Source organism: Vibrio sp. 10N.222.47.A9, from assembly GCF_963872585.1.
Taxonomy (GTDB): domain Bacteria; phylum Pseudomonadota; class Gammaproteobacteria; order Enterobacterales; family Vibrionaceae; genus Vibrio; species Vibrio splendidus.
This window is the reverse complement of the sequence record NZ_CAWNBB010000013.1, coordinates 171,783-188,926: the sequence shown is the minus strand read 5'-3', so window position 1 is coordinate 188,926 and position 17,144 is coordinate 171,783. Positions and strand designations below refer to the sequence as shown.

The 17,144-nt window shown below is 46.5% G+C and carries 15 protein-coding genes and 2 pseudogenes; 4 read left to right on the top strand and 13 right to left on the bottom strand.

Going from position 1 to position 17,144, the window contains the following annotated elements:
• Positions 1-78: 78 nt before the first annotated feature.
• The 3 genes from AACT19_RS02410 to phhA form a co-directional block, all read right to left on the bottom strand.
• Positions 79-1,179, bottom strand: coding sequence for a Fic family protein (locus AACT19_RS02410; protein ID WP_076645005.1), 1,101 nt, complete (start codon positions 1,177-1,179; stop codon positions 79-81).
• Positions 1,180-1,322: 143 nt separating this feature from the next.
• A complete protein-coding gene (locus AACT19_RS02405; protein WP_076645003.1) occupies positions 1,323-1,661 on the bottom strand; it encodes a 4a-hydroxytetrahydrobiopterin dehydratase in 339 nt (112 codons plus the stop codon).
• Positions 1,651-2,445: a phenylalanine 4-monooxygenase gene (gene phhA / locus AACT19_RS02400; RefSeq protein ID WP_076645001.1), complete on the bottom strand. Its 795-nt coding sequence runs from the start codon at positions 2,443-2,445 to the stop codon at positions 1,651-1,653. The genes AACT19_RS02405 and phhA overlap by 11 nt, the downstream gene beginning before the upstream one ends.
• 199 nt (positions 2,446-2,644) lie before the next feature.
• Here phhA and AACT19_RS02395 point away from each other — a divergent pair, with 199 nt between their 5' ends.
• Positions 2,645-4,696: an acetoacetate--CoA ligase gene (locus tag AACT19_RS02395; protein WP_076644999.1), complete on the top strand. Its 2,052-nt coding sequence runs from the start codon at positions 2,645-2,647 to the stop codon at positions 4,694-4,696.
• A gap of 529 nt (positions 4,697-5,225) precedes the next feature.
• Positions 5,226-6,156: pseudogene (locus tag AACT19_RS02390) on the top strand (carbamate kinase).
• Between the two features lie 211 nt (positions 6,157-6,367).
• On the opposite strand, the gene maiA reads toward AACT19_RS02390, so the two are convergent.
• From maiA to hppD, 4 genes are read right to left on the bottom strand one after another with little or no spacing between them, the layout of a single operon-like run.
• Complete coding sequence (maiA, locus tag AACT19_RS02385; RefSeq protein ID WP_076644997.1) at positions 6,368-7,072, bottom strand: maleylacetoacetate isomerase; 705 nt, start codon at positions 7,070-7,072, stop codon at positions 6,368-6,370.
• A gap of 21 nt (positions 7,073-7,093) precedes the next feature.
• Entirely contained in the window at positions 7,094-8,131 is a 1,038-nt protein-coding gene (locus tag AACT19_RS02380; protein ID WP_076644995.1) for a fumarylacetoacetate hydrolase family protein, read from the bottom strand.
• A 12-nt stretch (positions 8,132-8,143) separates the two neighbouring features.
• Entirely contained in the window at positions 8,144-9,274 is a 1,131-nt protein-coding gene (locus AACT19_RS02375; protein ID WP_076644993.1) for a homogentisate 1,2-dioxygenase, read from the bottom strand.
• On the bottom strand, positions 9,267-10,340 hold the full coding sequence (hppD, locus tag AACT19_RS02370) for a 4-hydroxyphenylpyruvate dioxygenase (RefSeq protein ID WP_017091952.1): 1,074 nt from the start codon (positions 10,338-10,340) through the stop codon (positions 9,267-9,269). Before hppD ends, AACT19_RS02375 begins: the two co-directional genes overlap by 8 nt.
• Before the next feature lie 83 nt (positions 10,341-10,423).
• On the opposite strand from hppD, the pseudogene AACT19_RS02365 reads away from it, so the two are divergent.
• A pseudogene (locus AACT19_RS02365) lies at positions 10,424-10,606 on the top strand (hypothetical protein).
• Between the two features lie 94 nt (positions 10,607-10,700).
• Here AACT19_RS02365 and AACT19_RS02360 read toward each other — a convergent pair.
• The 6 genes from AACT19_RS02360 to AACT19_RS02335 form a co-directional block, all read right to left on the bottom strand.
• Positions 10,701-11,360, bottom strand: a complete 660-nt coding sequence (locus tag AACT19_RS02360; RefSeq protein WP_076644991.1) for an HAD family hydrolase — start codon at positions 11,358-11,360, stop codon at positions 10,701-10,703.
• Position 11,361: 1 nt separating this feature from the next.
• Positions 11,362-12,381 (bottom strand): ABC transporter ATP-binding protein, encoded by a 1,020-nt coding sequence (locus AACT19_RS02355; protein WP_076644989.1) that lies wholly within the window; start codon positions 12,379-12,381, stop codon positions 11,362-11,364.
• Positions 12,381-13,166: an ABC transporter permease gene (locus AACT19_RS02350; RefSeq protein ID WP_004732591.1), complete on the bottom strand. Its 786-nt coding sequence runs from the start codon at positions 13,164-13,166 to the stop codon at positions 12,381-12,383. Before AACT19_RS02350 ends, AACT19_RS02355 begins: the two co-directional genes overlap by 1 nt.
• Entirely contained in the window at positions 13,166-14,059 is an 894-nt protein-coding gene (locus AACT19_RS02345) for an ABC transporter permease (protein WP_076644987.1), read from the bottom strand. The genes AACT19_RS02350 and AACT19_RS02345 overlap by 1 nt, the downstream gene beginning before the upstream one ends.
• A complete protein-coding gene (locus AACT19_RS02340; RefSeq protein ID WP_076644985.1) occupies positions 14,056-14,961 on the bottom strand; it encodes an alkaline phosphatase family protein in 906 nt (301 codons plus the stop codon). Before AACT19_RS02340 ends, AACT19_RS02345 begins: the two co-directional genes overlap by 4 nt.
• Positions 14,962-15,022: 61 nt before the next feature.
• A complete protein-coding gene (locus AACT19_RS02335; protein ID WP_076644983.1) occupies positions 15,023-16,126 on the bottom strand; it encodes an ABC transporter substrate-binding protein in 1,104 nt (367 codons plus the stop codon).
• Positions 16,127-16,337: 211 nt separating this feature from the next.
• On the opposite strand from AACT19_RS02335, the gene AACT19_RS02330 reads away from it, so the two are divergent.
• Positions 16,338-17,066, top strand: coding sequence for a UTRA domain-containing protein (locus tag AACT19_RS02330; RefSeq protein ID WP_076644981.1), 729 nt, complete (start codon positions 16,338-16,340; stop codon positions 17,064-17,066).
• The last annotated feature ends 78 nt before the right edge of the window (positions 17,067-17,144 follow it).

Genomic DNA, 17,144 nt, shown 5'->3' with positions numbered 1-17,144 from the left:
AGAGTTATCTCTAAAAGCCGCTAACAGTCGCCGATATTCAGATTAATATCGGCAACTTGCGACACGAACGTCTATCACTTACTTTGGTAATAAGTACCGCGTGCTTCGTCCGCCAGAACCAGATTTGACTAAGCAGCCATGCTCAATCAAAGCGTTCAAATGACGTGTTGCAGTGGCACTGCTCACCTTTGCTACTTTCTGATAGTGGCTGGCATTGATACCTTCAGAAAAATCACCATCGAGCATCCTATTCAGTACTTTTACTTGTTCTGTTGTAAGCTTAGTTTGGTCGATACTTCGCCAATAGTTAGTCTTATAAACGGTTTGATCAACCTCAGCGAAAACGCCTGTAAACGTCTCGTCTAACGTATCTAAGAACCACATCAACCATTCGCTAATATCGAGTCCACCTTTCTGGGTTCGCTCCAATATCTCGTAGTAATGCTTGCGGTTAGCGAGAATCCCCACCGACATCGCATAGAAACGTACCGACTGCTGCTCGGCCTGTGCTAACGCCAAGTCAGTCAACAATCGAGTAATACGACCATTACCATCATCTAACGGGTGTAAGGTGATAAACCAAAGGTGAGTTATCGCAGCTCTAAGTAAGGGATCGAGTGTAGCGTCGGTAAGTGAATCATTGAACCATGTGATAAACGCATCTAACTCAGCATCAAGAATGTCTCGGCTAGGTGCTTCAAAATGTACGCTCGGACGGTCAATTCTTCCCGATACCACTTGCATGGGAGTATCACCTCTTAGCTGACCTCCGATTACAGGGTTAAACATGGTGTAACCTTGAGGAAACAGCCTATCGTGCCAATGCAAAATCCTATCAAGCGCTAATGGCTCAGTGAGGTTCTGCACGGCATCCAACATAATTTCGGCTAAGCCATCAGTTTGTTCTGTCGTAGGAAAAGGTCGCTCTTCGCTCACGCCAAGTTTGTTAGCTAAAGAAGAACGAACAGAGAAGGCATTTAGCTTTTCTCCCTCTATCGCACTGGAGTGGACAATGTTCGCTAGCAAAGTATCGAGCATTGTTTGCGTTTGGTCTGCGGATTGAGAGGTTATCTTGCCTAATAGGATGCCCTGATTAAGCCGTACTTCTCTTAACCTCACGCCTATTCTCTGATTATCCCAAACAAAGTTTGGCCAATTATCTTGCTGCCAAATCCACATATTACGCCCCATGATGCGAAAGTATCACTTATTCAAATCACATTATGAGCTGTTTAAGCTCATTATTCAAATCATAAAATGAGTCGAATAATGGGGTATTCAAATCATTGAGGCTGGAGAAGCCCTTCCCCAGCCCAGAAGGACTATTCACTCTCCGAGAACACATCGCAGCGTGAGGCGCAGATGAAGTCGTTTTTGTGTAGGCCTTTGATTGAGTGGCTCCACCAAGTGACGGTGACTTTGCCCCACTCCAATAAGATCGAAGGGTGATGGAATTCTTCTTCTGCCAACTCTGACACTTTATTGCTGAATGCCCATGCTTGTTTGTAGTTCTTAAACTTAAACACCTTCTCAAGTTGTGGGATGCCGTCTCTTTCGATGATCTGCCAATCAGACAACTCCAACAGTAAAGATTGTTGGTCATCTTTATTAAGAGAAATTGCATCGATACTGCAGGCTTCGCATTTTTGTTCATTCAACATGTGTTGGTTCCTTAGGTTCAAAAAGTGGTGGTAGTAATCCCTCGTCTATCGCGAGATCAGCTTGCTGCAATAGGTTTTCCTGACTGATTTTGAAGAGCTCAGACAGCTCATCAATCACGTAATATTTCGGTTGTATGATGTCGATGCGATAAGGGGTTCTTAAAACCGTTTGCAGATCGAACCGCTCACGAACGGCCAAATCCCCTCCCAACGCATACATGGTTTCCGCCGGAGACGAAAGAATGCCACCGCCATAGATTTTCAGCCTATCGCCTTCTTTTACTAAACCGAACTCGACCGTAAACCAATACAAACGGGCCAGATACGCGCGCTGCTTGGCTGTCGCTGCTTGGCCTAATTTTCCATAATGCTCAGTGAATGTCGCAAAATCGGCATTGGTCAGCATGGCACAATGGCCGAAAATTTCATGAAAGAAATCAGGTTCTTGTAAATAATCGAACTCGTCTCGCGTTCTCAGAAATGTCGCCACTGGGAATTTCTTATTGGCGAGCAAATCAAAGAAACGGTCGAAATCGATCAACGCAGGCACAGGCTGTACCTGCCAACCCGTTGTTTCCATTAGCACTTTGTTTATCTCTGGAAGCTGGGGAACTCTGTCTAATGGCAAATCCAGCAGGGTCAAACCGTGTAAATAGGCATCGCATGCGCGGTCATTAATGACGTCCAGTTGCCTTTTCACTAAGTCGTGCCAAATGGCATCTTCTTCGAGGCTCCACTCAACCCATCCCTCTTGGCTCACGGGCTTAGAATGATATTGAGTCATTACACACCTCCTTTCGAATGTCTCCCTTTAAGCCTATCTCGACTCCTTATATCCGCCAATTTGCGCGATTTTTCGAAACAGGCAATCGTGTAACATTTTATTTACACAATTCCGACACCCCCTTATTTTGCTGATCTTTTGACTTTGTAAAACCTAAATACCAGACTGAAATCGTTAACTTTTTGTTAAAGGTAAAGGAATGCACGAGAGCAATAAGCCAATTTGGCAACCTAGCGACCAACGTATCGCACACGCCAACGTAACCCGATTTATGGATAGCCTTGATCAGCAGGGCATACTCGATCGGGAATTACAAAACTACACGGAGCTTCATCAATGGTCTGTGGAACATCCCGAGTCGTTTTGGCAGAACGTCTGGCAGTTTTGTGGAATGGTGGGTTCGCAAGACTGTATTGATAACGCACAAGGCGAACGCATCAAAACTCAAGGCGAGAGCCGCTGGCAGCAGCCTAAATCGAATCGCGATACGGTGTGGTTTCCGAATGCACAAGTGAATTACGCCGAAAACTTGCTGCATTCATCAAAAACGTTGCCAAACGAGCTTGCGATTTGGTTTGAGAATGAACGTGGCAAGCAACAAAGCTACACATGGCAAACCCTTTGTGAGGAAGTCTCTAGTGTTCAACAGTGGCTCCTGGATTGTGGCGTGGAGCAAGGTGATGTAGTTGCCGCTTATACCCCTTATCTGCCACAAACCGTGGTTGCGATGCTAGCGACCACAAGCTTAGGCGTGATTTGGACGTCAACCTCACCTGACTTTGGCGTCGAGAGTGTGATTGAGCGATTTGGCCAAGTGAAACCCAAAGTGTTGTTCACCTGTGACGGTTACACCTTCAATGGCAAAATGTTCGATATGACGGACAAGAACCGTGAAATCATCGAACACTTAAGCGAATTAAAACAGGTGTGTGAGATCGGTTATTTGAAACCGACTCGTGATTTAGAGAAGAGTGATTTAGAGAAGAACGATTTAAAGAAAAACAAAGCTGAACATGATGTGTCGATCCAAAGCTGGCACAGCATCATTAATCACTATCAGCCAAAACCTCTTCGATTTACTCGTGTCGGCTTCAATGAACCGTTGTTCGTGCTCTATTCCTCCGGTACCACCGGAAAACCAAAGTGTATTGTCCATTCTGTTGGTGGCACCACTATCAATCACCTAAAAGAGCATCAACTTCATTGTGATGTTAAGCCAAACGATCGCGTGTTCTACTACACCACTTGTGGTTGGATGATGTGGAACTGGCACGTCTCTGCGCTCGCGAGCGGTGCTTGTTTGGTTATCTTTGATGGTAGCCCGGTTTACCCGCAACCCAACGTTTTGTGGGATTTAGCGCAGCGTGCAGACGTATCGACATTTGGCACCTCAGCCAAGTACCTAGAAGCGATTGAGAAAGCTGAACTCTCACCGATCGACAGTCACAACCTTCCTAAATTAAGAACACTGTGCTCGACGGGTTCTGTGCTCTACCCAGAGCAGTTCGATTACGTTTACAAGCACATAAAGCAAGATCTGCATTTAGCGTCGATTTCTGGCGGCACGGATATTTGTGGCTGCTTTGTTTTAGGCAACCCAATCTCGCCTGTGTATCGCGGTGAGTGCCAACAGGCAGGGCTTGGGGTCGACATCAAGGTGTTCAATTCGTCGGGCCAACAGGTCAATCATGAACGAGGCGAGCTAGTATGCACCAACTCCTTACCCAACTTCCCTGCCGGCTTTTGGAATGACACCGGAGAGCGCTACCACAGCACTTACTGGGACAAGTTCGATAACGTGTGGCATCACGGTGACGAAGTCGCACAGAGCGCGCATGGCGGCTACCTGTTTTACGGGCGAGGTGACACCACGCTCAACCCTGGTGGCGTGCGAATTGGTACCGCTGAAATCTATCAACAAGTGAACACCATTGACGGCATAGTTGATTCTATCGCAGTCGGTAAAGACATCGACCGCAACGAACAGATATGGCTGTTTGTTCAACTACAACAAGGTGTGGATCTAGATGATGAGTTACTGACAGCCATCAAAAGCAAACTCAAATCCTCTTGTTCACCAAGACACGTGCCAAGCCAGATATTTGCGATCAGCGATGTGCCAAAAACACGCTCAGGCAAGCTTGTGGAGTTAGCAGTGAAACAGGTGATCAATGGCAAGAGTGTAGAAAACCTCGGAGCAATCGCTAACGCCGAGGTCTTGGAAGAGATAAAGCGCGTTGTTTCGCTTTAGCGATTAGGCCTAGAACGTAGCAAGCTATCTCCACTTTTCACTTGGCTGTCAGATAACATCTGGAGTAAAGGCAGCCGACTGAAAACCGAATCAAAGCCACTATTTAAGCTAGTGTCCTCCCCGCTTCAATTTGGCTCCGTATCTTTTCTAAAGTTCTTAATGAGATCTGAACGTCATATTTAAAACAAAAATGTTAAATTATTCATTTTTTGGGCTGAGATAATATTCACTAAAGACGAATCATTTATACAAAAAAAGAGTCCACCACTGGATTGTATCCCAGCTTATGGATATTTAATCGAATTATAATAATTCCCGCTCCCACAGCTCTATTTCTAGTGAAATGATAATTTGATAGCTATCACATTTAGAACAGTTATTTTCCCATACTATCTCGGCATGTTAATTACTTAAGAGTAATTAAAAAACCTAGTCATTGTTATTAATAATCTTGAATTTAATTAGAAACAAGCGGTTAATCCCTACGTAAAATAAATAAAATCATTATTAAATGATCGGAGACATTATCATGCGCATAGTATTATGCTTTAGGCGGTAACGCTCTTTTAGCAAGAGGCCAAGCATTAACGGCTGAGAACCAACGTGAAAATATAATAAAATCAGCGGCGAGTATTGCCGCAATCGCACGCGAGCATGAGATTGTTATCGTTCATGGTAATGGCCCACAAGTAGGTTTGTTGATGGAACAAAACGCGGCTTATAGCGAATATTCGCCAGAGACTACCCCATACCCAATGGATGTACTCGGCTCTCAAACCTGTGGCATGGTGGGCTACATGTTACAACAAGAGCTAAGAAACATTGACCCTGAATTAGACGTAGCGACGCTAGTCACGCAAACTGAAGTATGCAAAAAAGACCCTGCGTTTGCTAACCCGACTAAATTTGTTGGCCCTGTATATACAGAGCAACGAGCTAAAGAGTTAATGGCTCAAAGCACAATGCAATTTAAAGCTGATGGCGAGTACTACCGTCGCGTTGTGCCTTCTCCTATGCCAAAAAGCATTGTTGAAATTCAGCAAATTGAAACTCTTCTAGATACAGAAAACCTTGTTATCGCTTGTGGCGGCGGCGGTGTTCCCGTGAGTATTGAGCAAGGTAAGAGTACTGGCGTAGAATGCGTCATTGACAAAGATCTTACGGCTGAACTGCTGGCTGAAAAAATCCATGCCGACTTATTTATTATCTTAACCGATGGTTCGATTTTCCGTAACTATGGTAAAGAAGACCAAGCAGAAATGAAGCAAGCAACGCCTGCTGGTTTAGCAGAATTTTCATTCCCTGCTGGTTCTATGGGCCCAAAAATTGATGCCGTTTGTAAGTTCATTGAAGCTGGATTGGGTAATGCGGCGATTGGTTCATTATTTGATTTAGATAAAATAATTACCAATGAAGCTGGTACTCTGATTACGAAAGGCGAAGGTATTGTTTATTATTAATATTATCGAATGATAATCACCACTAATATAAAATCTTGGGTTAAAGCCTCTTATTTAATAACGAGGATTTTTTATTAGGTCCATATTAGTGCTAAACGGAATAAATATTCATACGCTTACTGCATTTAATATATTTAATTTTGGAAACCGCTTCTTTCAAGAAACGGTTTGTTAGCGCAAGGGAAAAGTATTTGCGTTTACATCAGCGAATCTACATGGACTCATTCGCATCCGCTTGGTTCTCTGGCATCGCATCAATAAAAGCGGGCAACTGATTACACGCTTCGACAATTGAGTTAATCAGCGGAAACGGCGACATATCAACGCCAAAGCGCAGCGCGTTATACACCTGTGGCACCAAGCAGATATCGACAATACATGGTGAACCGGTGAGGCTATAAACTGAATCACCGTGTGTTTGACGATGCTTAGAAAGCTTCTCTTCTAACGCCGAATAACCTTGGCTCATCCAATAGTGAAGCCAGTCTATTTTCGCCTCTTGCTCACACGACAACTCTCGCTCCAAATACTGCAGCACACGCAGGTTATTAAGAGGGTGAATTTCTATCGCAATATCCTGAGCCATAGCCAACGCTTGATAGCGCAATGGTGTTTGCTCAGGAATCAACAAGGCGTCTGGGCTGCTCTCACACAAATAGTTTTCGTCCAAGTATTGCAAGATCGTCAGCGACTGATTGAGTTGAACTTCACCATCCACCAGCACGGGCACTAATTCACTGGCATTGAGTTCGCGATATTGTGGATCATGCTGCTCGCCGCCATTACGCACCAAATGGACCGATTTAGACTCATAGTTGAGTTGCTTTAGGTTTAATCCAATACGCACCCGATAGGCAGCCGAAGAGCGCCAGTAACCGTAAAGTATAATGTTCTTGTTCACGATGCTCTCGCTCATACTGAAACCCTATTACGTGGATTATAGCGCTCGATACTGGCTCACTTTTTGGTCTATCGCGCCAAAAATGGAATCACCCGCCACATCAAGCATCTCAAGCTTGATCGAGTCACCAAACGACATGAATTGAGTCGACGGTTTGCCATCTCTAATCGTCTCAATCATGCGTACTTCAGCAATACATGAATATCCCACACCACCTTCAGAAATCGAGGTGCCATGGTCAGTGCCTTGTTTATTAGAAACCGTGCCTGAACCTATGATCGCGCCCGCCGATAATGGTCGAGTTTTAGCTGCATGCACAACCAACTCTGCAAAATTGAAAGTCATATCTATACCGGCATTCGGACAACCAAAAGGCTGGTCGTTGTAGGTCGATATCAGCGGTAAATGTACCTTGCTGCCTTTCCACTGTTCGCCAAGCTCGTCAGGTGTTACCGCAACCGGGGAGAACGCCGAAGAAGGCTTAGACTGGAAGAAACCAAAGCCTTTCGCTAGCTCTGCCGGAATCAAGCCGCGCAGCGACACATCGTTCACCAACATCAACAAGCGAATCGAATCGTGCGCTTGTTTAGCACTGGCACCCATTGGTACATCACCGGTGACAATCGCTACCTCTCCTTCGAAATCGATGCCCCACTCGTCACTGGCAAATTCGATGTTGTCACGAGGGCCGATAAACGCATCTGAACCGCCTTGATACATCAGTGGATCAACCCAGAAGCTTTCTGGCATTTCAGCACCACGCGCCTTACGCACCAGCTCAACGTGGTTTACATACGCGCTGCCGTCTGCCCATTGATAAGCTCTTGGCAGAGGCGATTCACAATACTGAGAAGCAAACACTTCACTGCCAGTCACATGCCCGTTGTTTAACGAGGTGTATAACTCTTCTAACTGAGAAGCCACGCTGTCCCAGTTATCCAATGCTACCTGCATGGTTGGCGCTAGATGCATCGCATGGAAGATTTCGGTGGCAGCTACACATTGTTTAAGATCTTTACTTACGACCATCAGTAGACCGTCGCGAGTGCCATTTTTCTTGGTTGCTAATTTCATCCTTGTTGCCCCTTACTTCTCTTGCCAACTGTAGACATATTCTTTGTTTTCAACGCTATCGAGTTCATCAGAGAACTGCAGCGCATGGCGAGTATCGATCATCACCGCCACTTCATCGGTAAACTTCTTCTTATGCGCCTGACCTGCCTTAAACGCTTTAGGGTGAGGTCCATGAGTGAAGCCTGCTGGATGAAAGGTCACCATGCCCGCTTCAATATTGTCGCGACTGAAGAAGTCACCAGCGTGATAGAACAGCACTTCGTCGTAGTCATCATTGTTGTGGTAGAACGGCACTTTCAATGCACCGGGGTCGCTCTCAATCGGGCGTGGTACAAAGGTACACACCACAAAGCCTGCGCCAACAAACGTCGTATGTGCAGAAGGTGGCAAGTGGTAGCGATGCGACATCAGCGGTCTGATATCGCGCCAATTCACTTTCACCACCGCTAAGTCTCCATGCCAGCCAATTGCATCCAATGGATTGAACGGATAGGTGATCACACTGGCTTTGTCGTGGCGCTTCACCTGAACCTGAGTCTGGTTTTCTGAATACTGAGCGCGGAATTGATCATTGATAGAAGGGATGTCGAGCACAGCAGGATCAAACACCGCGTGATTACCGACCATGCCTTTCTCTGGCAGGGAGTAAGCCGCGTCTGTGTTCTCAATCATCAAGATGAACATCGGCTCACTTGGCTCTAAGCGCCAGTTGGTCGAGCGCGGGATCATCACGTAATCCCCTTCACTCACCGCTAGATGACCATAGTCACAATAGAGATCGGCGCTGCCTTGGTGAATGAACAGCAGCTCATCACCATCGGAGTTACGCACTAAGAAATCCATCTTCTCATCCATGCGCCATACGCGAATTTTGCAGTCCGCATTGTGCAAAAGATGAGGCACCGCCCAAGGGGTTATCTGGCTGGCTTTTTCCACCAGCGTAAAATCAAAAGCGCGAGGGCGCAGATCGCCCTCCCACTCCGACCAACCTGTTGGGGCATGTTGGTGATGAAAGTGAGCCGCAGGGCCGAAGAATCCACTCCGACCGGCTTCGCGCTCATAAATTGCCTCTTCGGGGAAGTCGGCATGCGCTTGCTTAGAGCACACTCCCTCCCGATGAGGAAACGAGATCCATTTATGCATCGTCTAATACTCCTCGACGAATCTGGTCCTCTTCAATCGATTCAAACAGCGCCTTGAAGTTGCCTTCGCCAAAGCCTTCGTTGCCTTTACGCTGAATGATTTCAAAGAACACAGGCCCGATTACTGTCTGCGTGAAAATTTGCAGCAAGATGCCATCTTTGGTCGGTGCTCCATCAATCAGAACGCGTAGGTCACGCAGCAGATCAGTGTCTTCACCGTGGCCTTTCACACGATCGTCAACTTTCTCGTAGTAGGTGTCAGGAGTTGGCATAAAGTCCATACCGCGATCACGCAGAGTCTTCACGGTTTTGTAGATATCATCGGTGGCGAGTGCGATGTGTTGGATACCTTCGCCGTTGTATTCACGAATGAACTCTTCAATTTGTGATTTGTCGTCGGAAGACTCATTGATAGGGATACGAATCTTGCCACACGGTGAGGTCATGGCGCGGCTCACAAGGCCTGTCAGCTTACCTTCAATATCGAAGTAGCGAATCTCGCGGAAGTTGCCCAGACGCTCATAGAACCCAGACCATACATCCATATTGCCTTGTTTCACGTTGTGCGTGAGATGGTCGATTTCATACAAGCCAACATTAGCTTCGGCCATGCGCTGTTCCGCATCGTCATAGAATCGGAAATCGACGTCATAGATGCTCTGCTTGCCATAACGATCCACAAAATAGAGCAGGCTTTCACCGATGCCGTAAATGGCAGGAATACTCAGCTCCATCGGCCCTATTTCTGTTTTGTACTCTTCACCACCGCCCTTAAACGCTTGTTCCATTGCAGCTGTTGCTTCGTTGACACGAAAGGCCATGCCGCACACCGATGGCCCATGCACTTTAGCGAACGCTTCCGCTTGGCTGTGTGGCTGTTCATTAACGATGAAGTTGATGTCACCTTGTCGATACAGCCAAGCCTCTTTTGAGCGATGCTTGGCGACCTCAGCAAAACCAAGTGACACAAACAGTGCTTTAAGTTGCTCAATTCCCTTGTGGTCAACGGCCGTGTATTCAACAAACTCGAATCCATCCGTACCAAGCGGGTTGTATGTATCCACCATGAACTTTCTCCTTGTACCTATTGGTTTTGTATTACGTGGTTTTTGTCCTTAATTAAATTTGGCCCACAAGCGGAAATAATGGAATGGATGGAGGAAAATGGGCAATTTCGATGAAACCCCATCAATTTGTAAAATAATTGTTACACACAAACCCTCACAACAACAAAGTGAGTGCTATCAAGGGATTGAAGAGTGGTGGTTTGATTTACAGCAAAGCAAGAGATGTTATTGAATTGTTACATGCGTACTTTTGTCAGCTAAGGTGATAAATCGAATATTAGACTGATGATGTAAAAAAGCCGCTGTAGTCAGCGGCTTGATGAGTTCTAGAAAGAACCTAATTCGAATATAAGGTTCGCGTTAATCCCAGTCGAGGATCGACCAGTTCGGTTGATCAGCTAACGCTTTTAAACGCGGACACGGATTCACCAGATAGGCAAAATCAGCATGCTCACACAAAGGTAAGTCATTGATTGAATCGGTATAAAAGTGGATATCTGAGTAATTGGTTTCTTGATTGTCTAACCACTCTTTTAAACGCGTCACTTTGCCTTCACGATAGCTTGGTACGCCTGATATTTGAGAAGTAAAACGGCCTTGATTTTCAATCAAATCAATACCTAGTGCATTCTCGATACCAATCTTACGGCCGACCGCTTCCACTAAGAAAGTCACGCTGGCAGAGATGATCAACATATCGATATCATCATTCTCAAGCTGCTCAATCAAAGGTTTCGACTGTTTAAACTGTTTAGGCAAAATATGATGTTCAACACACTCTTCCACCAATGCGGTGACTTGCTCTGTTGGCATATCGGCTAACGGCTGCATGGAAAATGTTAGGTAATCTTCCATGTTCAATTTGCCTTCCGAATACAGGCCCATTAAGCGCTTATCTTCTTCAATAAAGTTGGGCGCAGTGGCAATGCCCTTTTCAACCAAGAACTCATTCCAGAGCATCGCTGCATCGGCATTGATCAGCGTTTCATCCATATCAAATACATACAAAGGTTTGAACATCTTAGGCTCTCACAGGTTGAATTTCGTTTAGGTTAAACAGGAGTTCAAGTTGACTACCGTTTGCCAACAATCGTTCAGAGGAACGGTTAAGTAGGTCGACCGTCAGCTCACATTCATCAACGTCCACTTGGTAGCGAATCACGTTACCCAAGAGCTGATGGTTACGAATGGTGCCCGTTTTCGGCGCGGAGATATGCTCGCCATATTGTCGGCCTTGTTCTTTCACGTAGATAGATTCCGGTCGAATCGCCACTTTCCACTCCGTTTCAATGTTGAACAGCTGTTTAGCCTTGTTCGCTTGCACCAAATTGTAGTGTCCCATGAACCCAGCCACAAATTCATTGGCTGGTTGAGTGTAGATCTCTTCGGGTGTGCCTGCTTGTACGATCTCGCCCTTGTTCATCAAGAAAATACGGTCAGACATGATCATCGCTTCTTCTTGATCGTGGGTCACGAAGATCGTGGTCAGGTTCATCTCTTTTTGAATATCTCGGATCTGTTGGCGTAGGTGCTTTCGGATCTTCGCATCCAACGCCGAAAGCGGCTCATCTAATAACAAAATACGCGGCTTGACCACCAAAGCTCTTGCCAAAGCCACACGCTGACGCTGACCGCCTGATAGCTGATGCGGGTAGAATTTCTCTTTGCCCGTTAAATCCACCAGCCCAATCACTTTCGCGACTTCGTGCTTAATCTCGTCAGCAGCAAGCTTTTTCATCTTGAGGCCAAACGCAATGTTGCCTTCAACCGTCATGTTCGGGAACAGAGCATAAGATTGAAACACCATGCCGATGCCACGCTGTTGCGGCACTTGGTGGGTGATTTCTTCGCCGTTGACCCAGATCTCACCGCCATCAACAGGATTCAGGCCAGCCAAACTGCGCAGTAGAGTCGATTTACCACAGCCACTTGGGCCAAGCAGTGTAATGAATTCGCCCTTCTCGATTGAGAATTCAATATCTTCAAACACCGTGTTGTCACCAAAGCTCTTGGTGAGGTTTATTGCATTTACATAGCTCATTATTTTGTTCCCTGGCTGAAACGACTTGCCAACCAAGTCAGTAAGAAAATAAACAGGAAGTACGTCATCACTAGGGCTGACGTGAAGTGGCCGCTGGTTTGACGCATGTTGTATAGGTAGATTTGCAGCGTCTCGTAACGTGTACCCACCAAGATGTTGGCGAACACGAACTCGCCCAATAGGAACGAGAACGACAAGAACAGCGACGCCATTAAGCCTTTCTTAAGGTTTGGCAGAATAATCAACAAGAACGCCTTGGTGGTGCTTGCACCGAGCAGGTGAGCAGCGTCCATCAAGTCATGCAAGTTGATTGCTTCAAAGCTGTTGGCAATCGCGCGGTACATGAATGGCAGTGCGATGGTGAAGTAAGTACCAATCAAGATCCACGGTGTGCCTATCAAAGAAATCTCACTATCGGCATACAACTGAAGTAAGCCGACTGACGAAACTACTGGCGGTACTGCGAACGGCAATAAAATCAGGATATTCATCACCTTGTCGAGTTTCGGGAAATAGTAAAACACCACGAAAATCGCAGGCAGAACCAACACCACACTCAATGACAGCGCTGCCACACAGATAAACAGTGAGCGACCAAAGGCTTGCAAGAAGCGAGGATCCGTCAGCAGGTTGATGTACCAATCTAACGTGAAGCCATCCGGCAGGATAGTGGCGCCCCAACGCGAGGAGATCGAGTAGATAAAGGTCGCTAAGATCGGAATCATCATGATGCCGACAATCGAATAGACAACCGTTTTATGAAAGCGAGTATTTACGGTGTTCATTACTTTCTCTTCCCTGCGTAGCTTTTACTGATCAGCCATTGGTTAATCACTGTGATGAAGGCCAGCATCGCCATCAGAATCACGGAAATTGCAGCAGCCAGGTTTGGTTCTAGGAACAGGTCGCCCGATACCAAGCTCGCAATTCGAATCGTAATCACGTTGTAGTTGCCCGAGGTCAACGCATACACACTCGCATAGGCGCCAATCGCGTTGGCAATCAAGATGATGAAGGTGCCGAACAAGGCAGGCGACAACACAGGCAGTGCTATTTTGGTCCAGTATTGCCAAGTTTTCGCGCCAAGCAATGCCGAAGCGGCTTGCCAGTCGTCACTCAAGGCATCGAACGCTGGATACAGCAACAACACCGCTAATGGGATCTGGAAGTAGATGTAAATCGCCAGCAAACCCCACTTGCCGTACAAGTCAAAATCGCCCAGTAAACCGTACTGCTTAAGCAATAAGGTGATCGCACCATTAGTACCAAGGATGATGATGAAGGCGAACGACAAAGGCACACCAGAGAAGTTGCTGCTCATGTTGGTAAACGCGATCACCGCATCGCGGATTTTAGAATCAACACGGCGCAGTGAAGAGACCAACAAAGTCGCAATCGCTAAGCCAACAATGCTCGACCAAATCGACAACCATAAACTGTTACCGAAGGCCTGCATCATGAAGGCAGAATCGAATATTTCAGAATAGTTTTCGAGAGAGAGTTCGTCGTCATAGAAGAAGCTGTTGATCAGCACCCAAACCATAGGTGCCAGTTGGAACAAGTAGAAAAACAGCGCGAAAGGCGCAAGCCACAAAGCAGGCTTGAAGCGTTGAAACAAAGATTTGGTTTTGGGTTTAAGCGCAGCGCCATCGCTCTGCATGATTACAGAACTGCTCATAGGGCCAACAATTCCTGAGTGTAAGATTTATCGTGTTCTAAGTTGAGTAGCTGACACACGTTGCCGCAGATGTCGGTCTGTTTCACTGAGCACGTTTGGTGTGTGAATTTATCGCCAATCACAAAGAAAGGCACTTCACGCTCTTCAGGCAGAATGCCACCATGAGACAAGTCATTGTTCATGCCGTGGTCACTGGTGATGATCACTTGATAACCATCGTCTACCCATTTCTCAAGATAGTTTGATAGGTAGATATCCGCGCCACGTGCACTGTTGCGATACTGGCGAGAATCTAGCCCATGCTTATGTCCCATGTCGTCAATGTTCATTGGGTGAATCAGTAAGAAGTCAGGCTGATGGGTCACGCGCAGGTGCTCAGCATCCAAGAACAAGGCTTCATCTGGGTAGTGGTCCCAGTGGTAGAAACAGCCATGTTGAATGTTCATGGTCTCATCGTTGGTAAAGCGGTCACGCACAGCATCAAATGGCGCTCGGTTATATAACTCGCTCACCCAATGGTAAGCCGCAGCTGCCGTCACTTTGTTCTGCGACTTCGCCAAGCTAAATACCGACTCGTGATTCGATAAACGCACGATTTGATTGTTGACGATGCCACTCTCGACAGGGCGAACACCGGTCAGAATGCACTCATACAGTGGACGGGACATAGATGGCAGCTCACACTGCACAGGGTAAAGCGTGGCGCGCAGCTTGTTTTTTTGCGTGCTCATGATTTGCAAGTTGCTCTGTTTATTGTACGAATCGCTCTGTTCATTGTGCGAATCGCCCTGTTTTGTCTGCATATCACTTAGTTCTAGAAGACCGTTCAGATAGCCCATGCAATCACGGGCTACCTGATAGTTCAGTCCATCTAGAACAACAAGGATAACCTTATTGCTCATGGTCTATTCTCTATTGCTTGTTTCTATAAGCCACCTATTGAAGGTGGTGTGTTAAGCGGGGTTATTGCTGGTGAATCAATACGCTTTCTTGCCATTGACGTGGCAGGCGACGTGCTGATTTTTCCCATGCTGAGAAGTCAGTCACTGGGTGAACATTGCTGTATTGCTCGTTTGAGATCAGCTTGTCTTGAACTGATTGAGGTAGCGTAATGTTGCTGCGGATTGGACGTGCGTAACCTTCTGCTAAGTTGATTTGGCCTTGGTCGCTGAAGATGTATTCACGAGCCAACTTCGCCGCGTTCGGGTTTTGTGCGTATTTGTTAATGATGGTGGTGTAACCAGAAATCACTGAGCCATCTTGTGGAATGCTGACGGTAAAGCGCTCACGGTCGATCTTGTCGCGGTAGTTCAGTGCGTTGAAATCCCACATGATTGCCACTTCCACTTCGCCTTTTTCAAGGTTCGCGATGCTTGGATCCGTGTAAGACAGACGGCCTTGCTTCGCTAATTCACCAAAGAATTTAATCGCTGGTTTTAGGTTCGACTCGTCACCGCCATTAGCAAATGCTGCCGCTAGAATCGCGTTGTTTGCTTGCGCGGCTACACCTACGTCACCGACTGTTACTTTGTAGTCGCCTTCTAGTAGGTCACTCCAAGATTTTGGGGCATCTTCAACAAGGTTGTTGTTTGAAATGAACGAGATAGTGCCGGTGTAAGCCAGAGCCCAGTGACCATCTTTGTCTTTTGCCCAGTCTGGAATGTCATTCCAAGTGGTTGGCTTGTATGGCTGCGTTACGTCTTTTTTCACAGCGACACGTGCAAAAGCAAAACCCACATCACCGATATCTGCGGTTGCGTTTCTTTTCTCTGCTTCAAATTTCGAGATCTCTTGCGCCGAGCTCATGTCCGTATCCTGATGCTTCAAACCGTAGTTTGCTTTCAGGTCAGTCCATGTGCCTTTCCAGTTTGCCCAACTGTCTGGCATACCCACACTGTAAACTGCACCCTCTTTTTGAGCGGCTTCAATCAGTGACTCAAGATCAGCATCCTTCGCCATCGCTGGCATTGAAAGTGTTGCCGTTATTAGCGTTGCACCTATTAGCTTTGTAGATGAACCCATAAGTTTGGCTGGCGATACAGTTGAACGGCTAAGCAAAGTTTTCATTGTCTCTATCCTTCTGGACTAGGTCAGTAAGTTCGTTTTGTATGCTATAGCCGGAATGTGACGGTTTGCCGCAAGTTATTTGACAGTTCGAGTGCATTTACGTGGCAGTTATATTTCACTCATATGACAATAAGCCATTGTTTACTGTCACATTCCTGTTAACTCCATGGTTTACCTTATTAAGCACACGAACTTATGGACTAGATCAGTAATGAGAACATTGGGCACCGGGCAATCAGGGACACAGTTAGGAAGAATTAAGGCGAGTATTCGAGAGCAGCTTCAATCAGGTATCTTCATTGAAGGGCAAAAACTGCCATCAGAAAGAAACCTTAGCGAACTGTTTTCCACCACACGAATCACGCTCAAAGATGCGTTGGTGTCTCTGGAAACAGAAGGTTTGATATACCGAGAAGAGCGCCGTGGCTGGTATGTGTCACCCGAACGTATCCGCTACAACCCGCTGTCTCGCTCTCACTTTCATCAAATGATTCGCGAACAACACCGCATAGCAGAAACCAGACTGCTCAGCACCCGCACAGAAATGGCCGCAGGCGATTACGCCAAAGCATTAGAAATAGAACAGATAACCCCGATACACGTGATTGAGCGATTACGCTTTATTGATGGCAGAGCGGTGCTGTTTGTTGAAAACGTCTTAAAAGCGCTGTTGTTTGAGAAGGTGTTGTCAGAAAACCTCACCATGTCGCTGACAGGCATCTACCGAGAAAAATACGGCTACGAGACCAAACGATCGCGCTTTGATGTGATACCCACCTCTGCCCCTGCGCATGTCGCCAAGGCATTAAATTTGGCAGAAGGGCAGCCCGTTCTAAAGATCTGCCGGGTGAACTACAAACAGGACGGTGAACTAATGGATTGCGAGTTGGAATACTGGCGACCCGATTCTGTAGTGATTCATATTGATAGTATTGGTTAGCGTCACGTAACCATTTTCCTAGACCTAGACCTAGACCTAGACCTAGGCTTAGGCTTAGGAAAAAATCGAGCACATACA

What these genes read in the sequence shown, in the direction of transcription:
- phhA (WP_076645001.1), bottom strand. Translation starts at nt 2,445, where the DNA reads ATGACTCAATATCATTCTAAGCCCGTGAGCCAAGAGGGATGGGTTGAG.
- AACT19_RS02340 (WP_076644985.1), bottom strand. Translation starts at nt 14,961, where the DNA reads ATGAGCAATAAGGTTATCCTTGTTGTTCTAGATGGACTGAACTATCAG.
- AACT19_RS02350 (WP_004732591.1), bottom strand. Translation starts at nt 13,166, where the DNA reads ATGAACACCGTAAATACTCGCTTTCATAAAACGGTTGTCTATTCGATT.
- hppD (WP_017091952.1), bottom strand. Translation starts at nt 10,340, where the DNA reads ATGGTGGATACATACAACCCGCTTGGTACGGATGGATTCGAGTTTGTT.
- AACT19_RS02335 (WP_076644983.1), bottom strand. Translation starts at nt 16,126, where the DNA reads ATGAAAACTTTGCTTAGCCGTTCAACTGTATCGCCAGCCAAACTTATG.
- AACT19_RS02360 (WP_076644991.1), bottom strand. Translation starts at nt 11,360, where the DNA reads ATGTTCAAACCTTTGTATGTATTTGATATGGATGAAACGCTGATCAAT.
- AACT19_RS02410 (WP_076645005.1), bottom strand. Translation starts at nt 1,179, where the DNA reads ATGTGGATTTGGCAGCAAGATAATTGGCCAAACTTTGTTTGGGATAAT.
- AACT19_RS02330 (WP_076644981.1), top strand. Translation starts at nt 16,338, where the DNA reads ATGAGAACATTGGGCACCGGGCAATCAGGGACACAGTTAGGAAGAATT.
- AACT19_RS02405 (WP_076645003.1), bottom strand. Translation starts at nt 1,661, where the DNA reads ATGTTGAATGAACAAAAATGCGAAGCCTGCAGTATCGATGCAATTTCT.
- AACT19_RS02380 (WP_076644995.1), bottom strand. Translation starts at nt 8,131, where the DNA reads ATGAAATTAGCAACCAAGAAAAATGGCACTCGCGACGGTCTACTGATG.
- AACT19_RS02355 (WP_076644989.1), bottom strand. Translation starts at nt 12,381, where the DNA reads ATGAGCTATGTAAATGCAATAAACCTCACCAAGAGCTTTGGTGACAAC.
- maiA (WP_076644997.1), bottom strand. Translation starts at nt 7,072, where the DNA reads ATGAGCGAGAGCATCGTGAACAAGAACATTATACTTTACGGTTACTGG.
- AACT19_RS02375 (WP_076644993.1), bottom strand. Translation starts at nt 9,274, where the DNA reads ATGCATAAATGGATCTCGTTTCCTCATCGGGAGGGAGTGTGCTCTAAG.
- AACT19_RS02395 (WP_076644999.1), top strand. Translation starts at nt 2,645, where the DNA reads ATGCACGAGAGCAATAAGCCAATTTGGCAACCTAGCGACCAACGTATC.
- AACT19_RS02345 (WP_076644987.1), bottom strand. Translation starts at nt 14,059, where the DNA reads ATGAGCAGTTCTGTAATCATGCAGAGCGATGGCGCTGCGCTTAAACCC.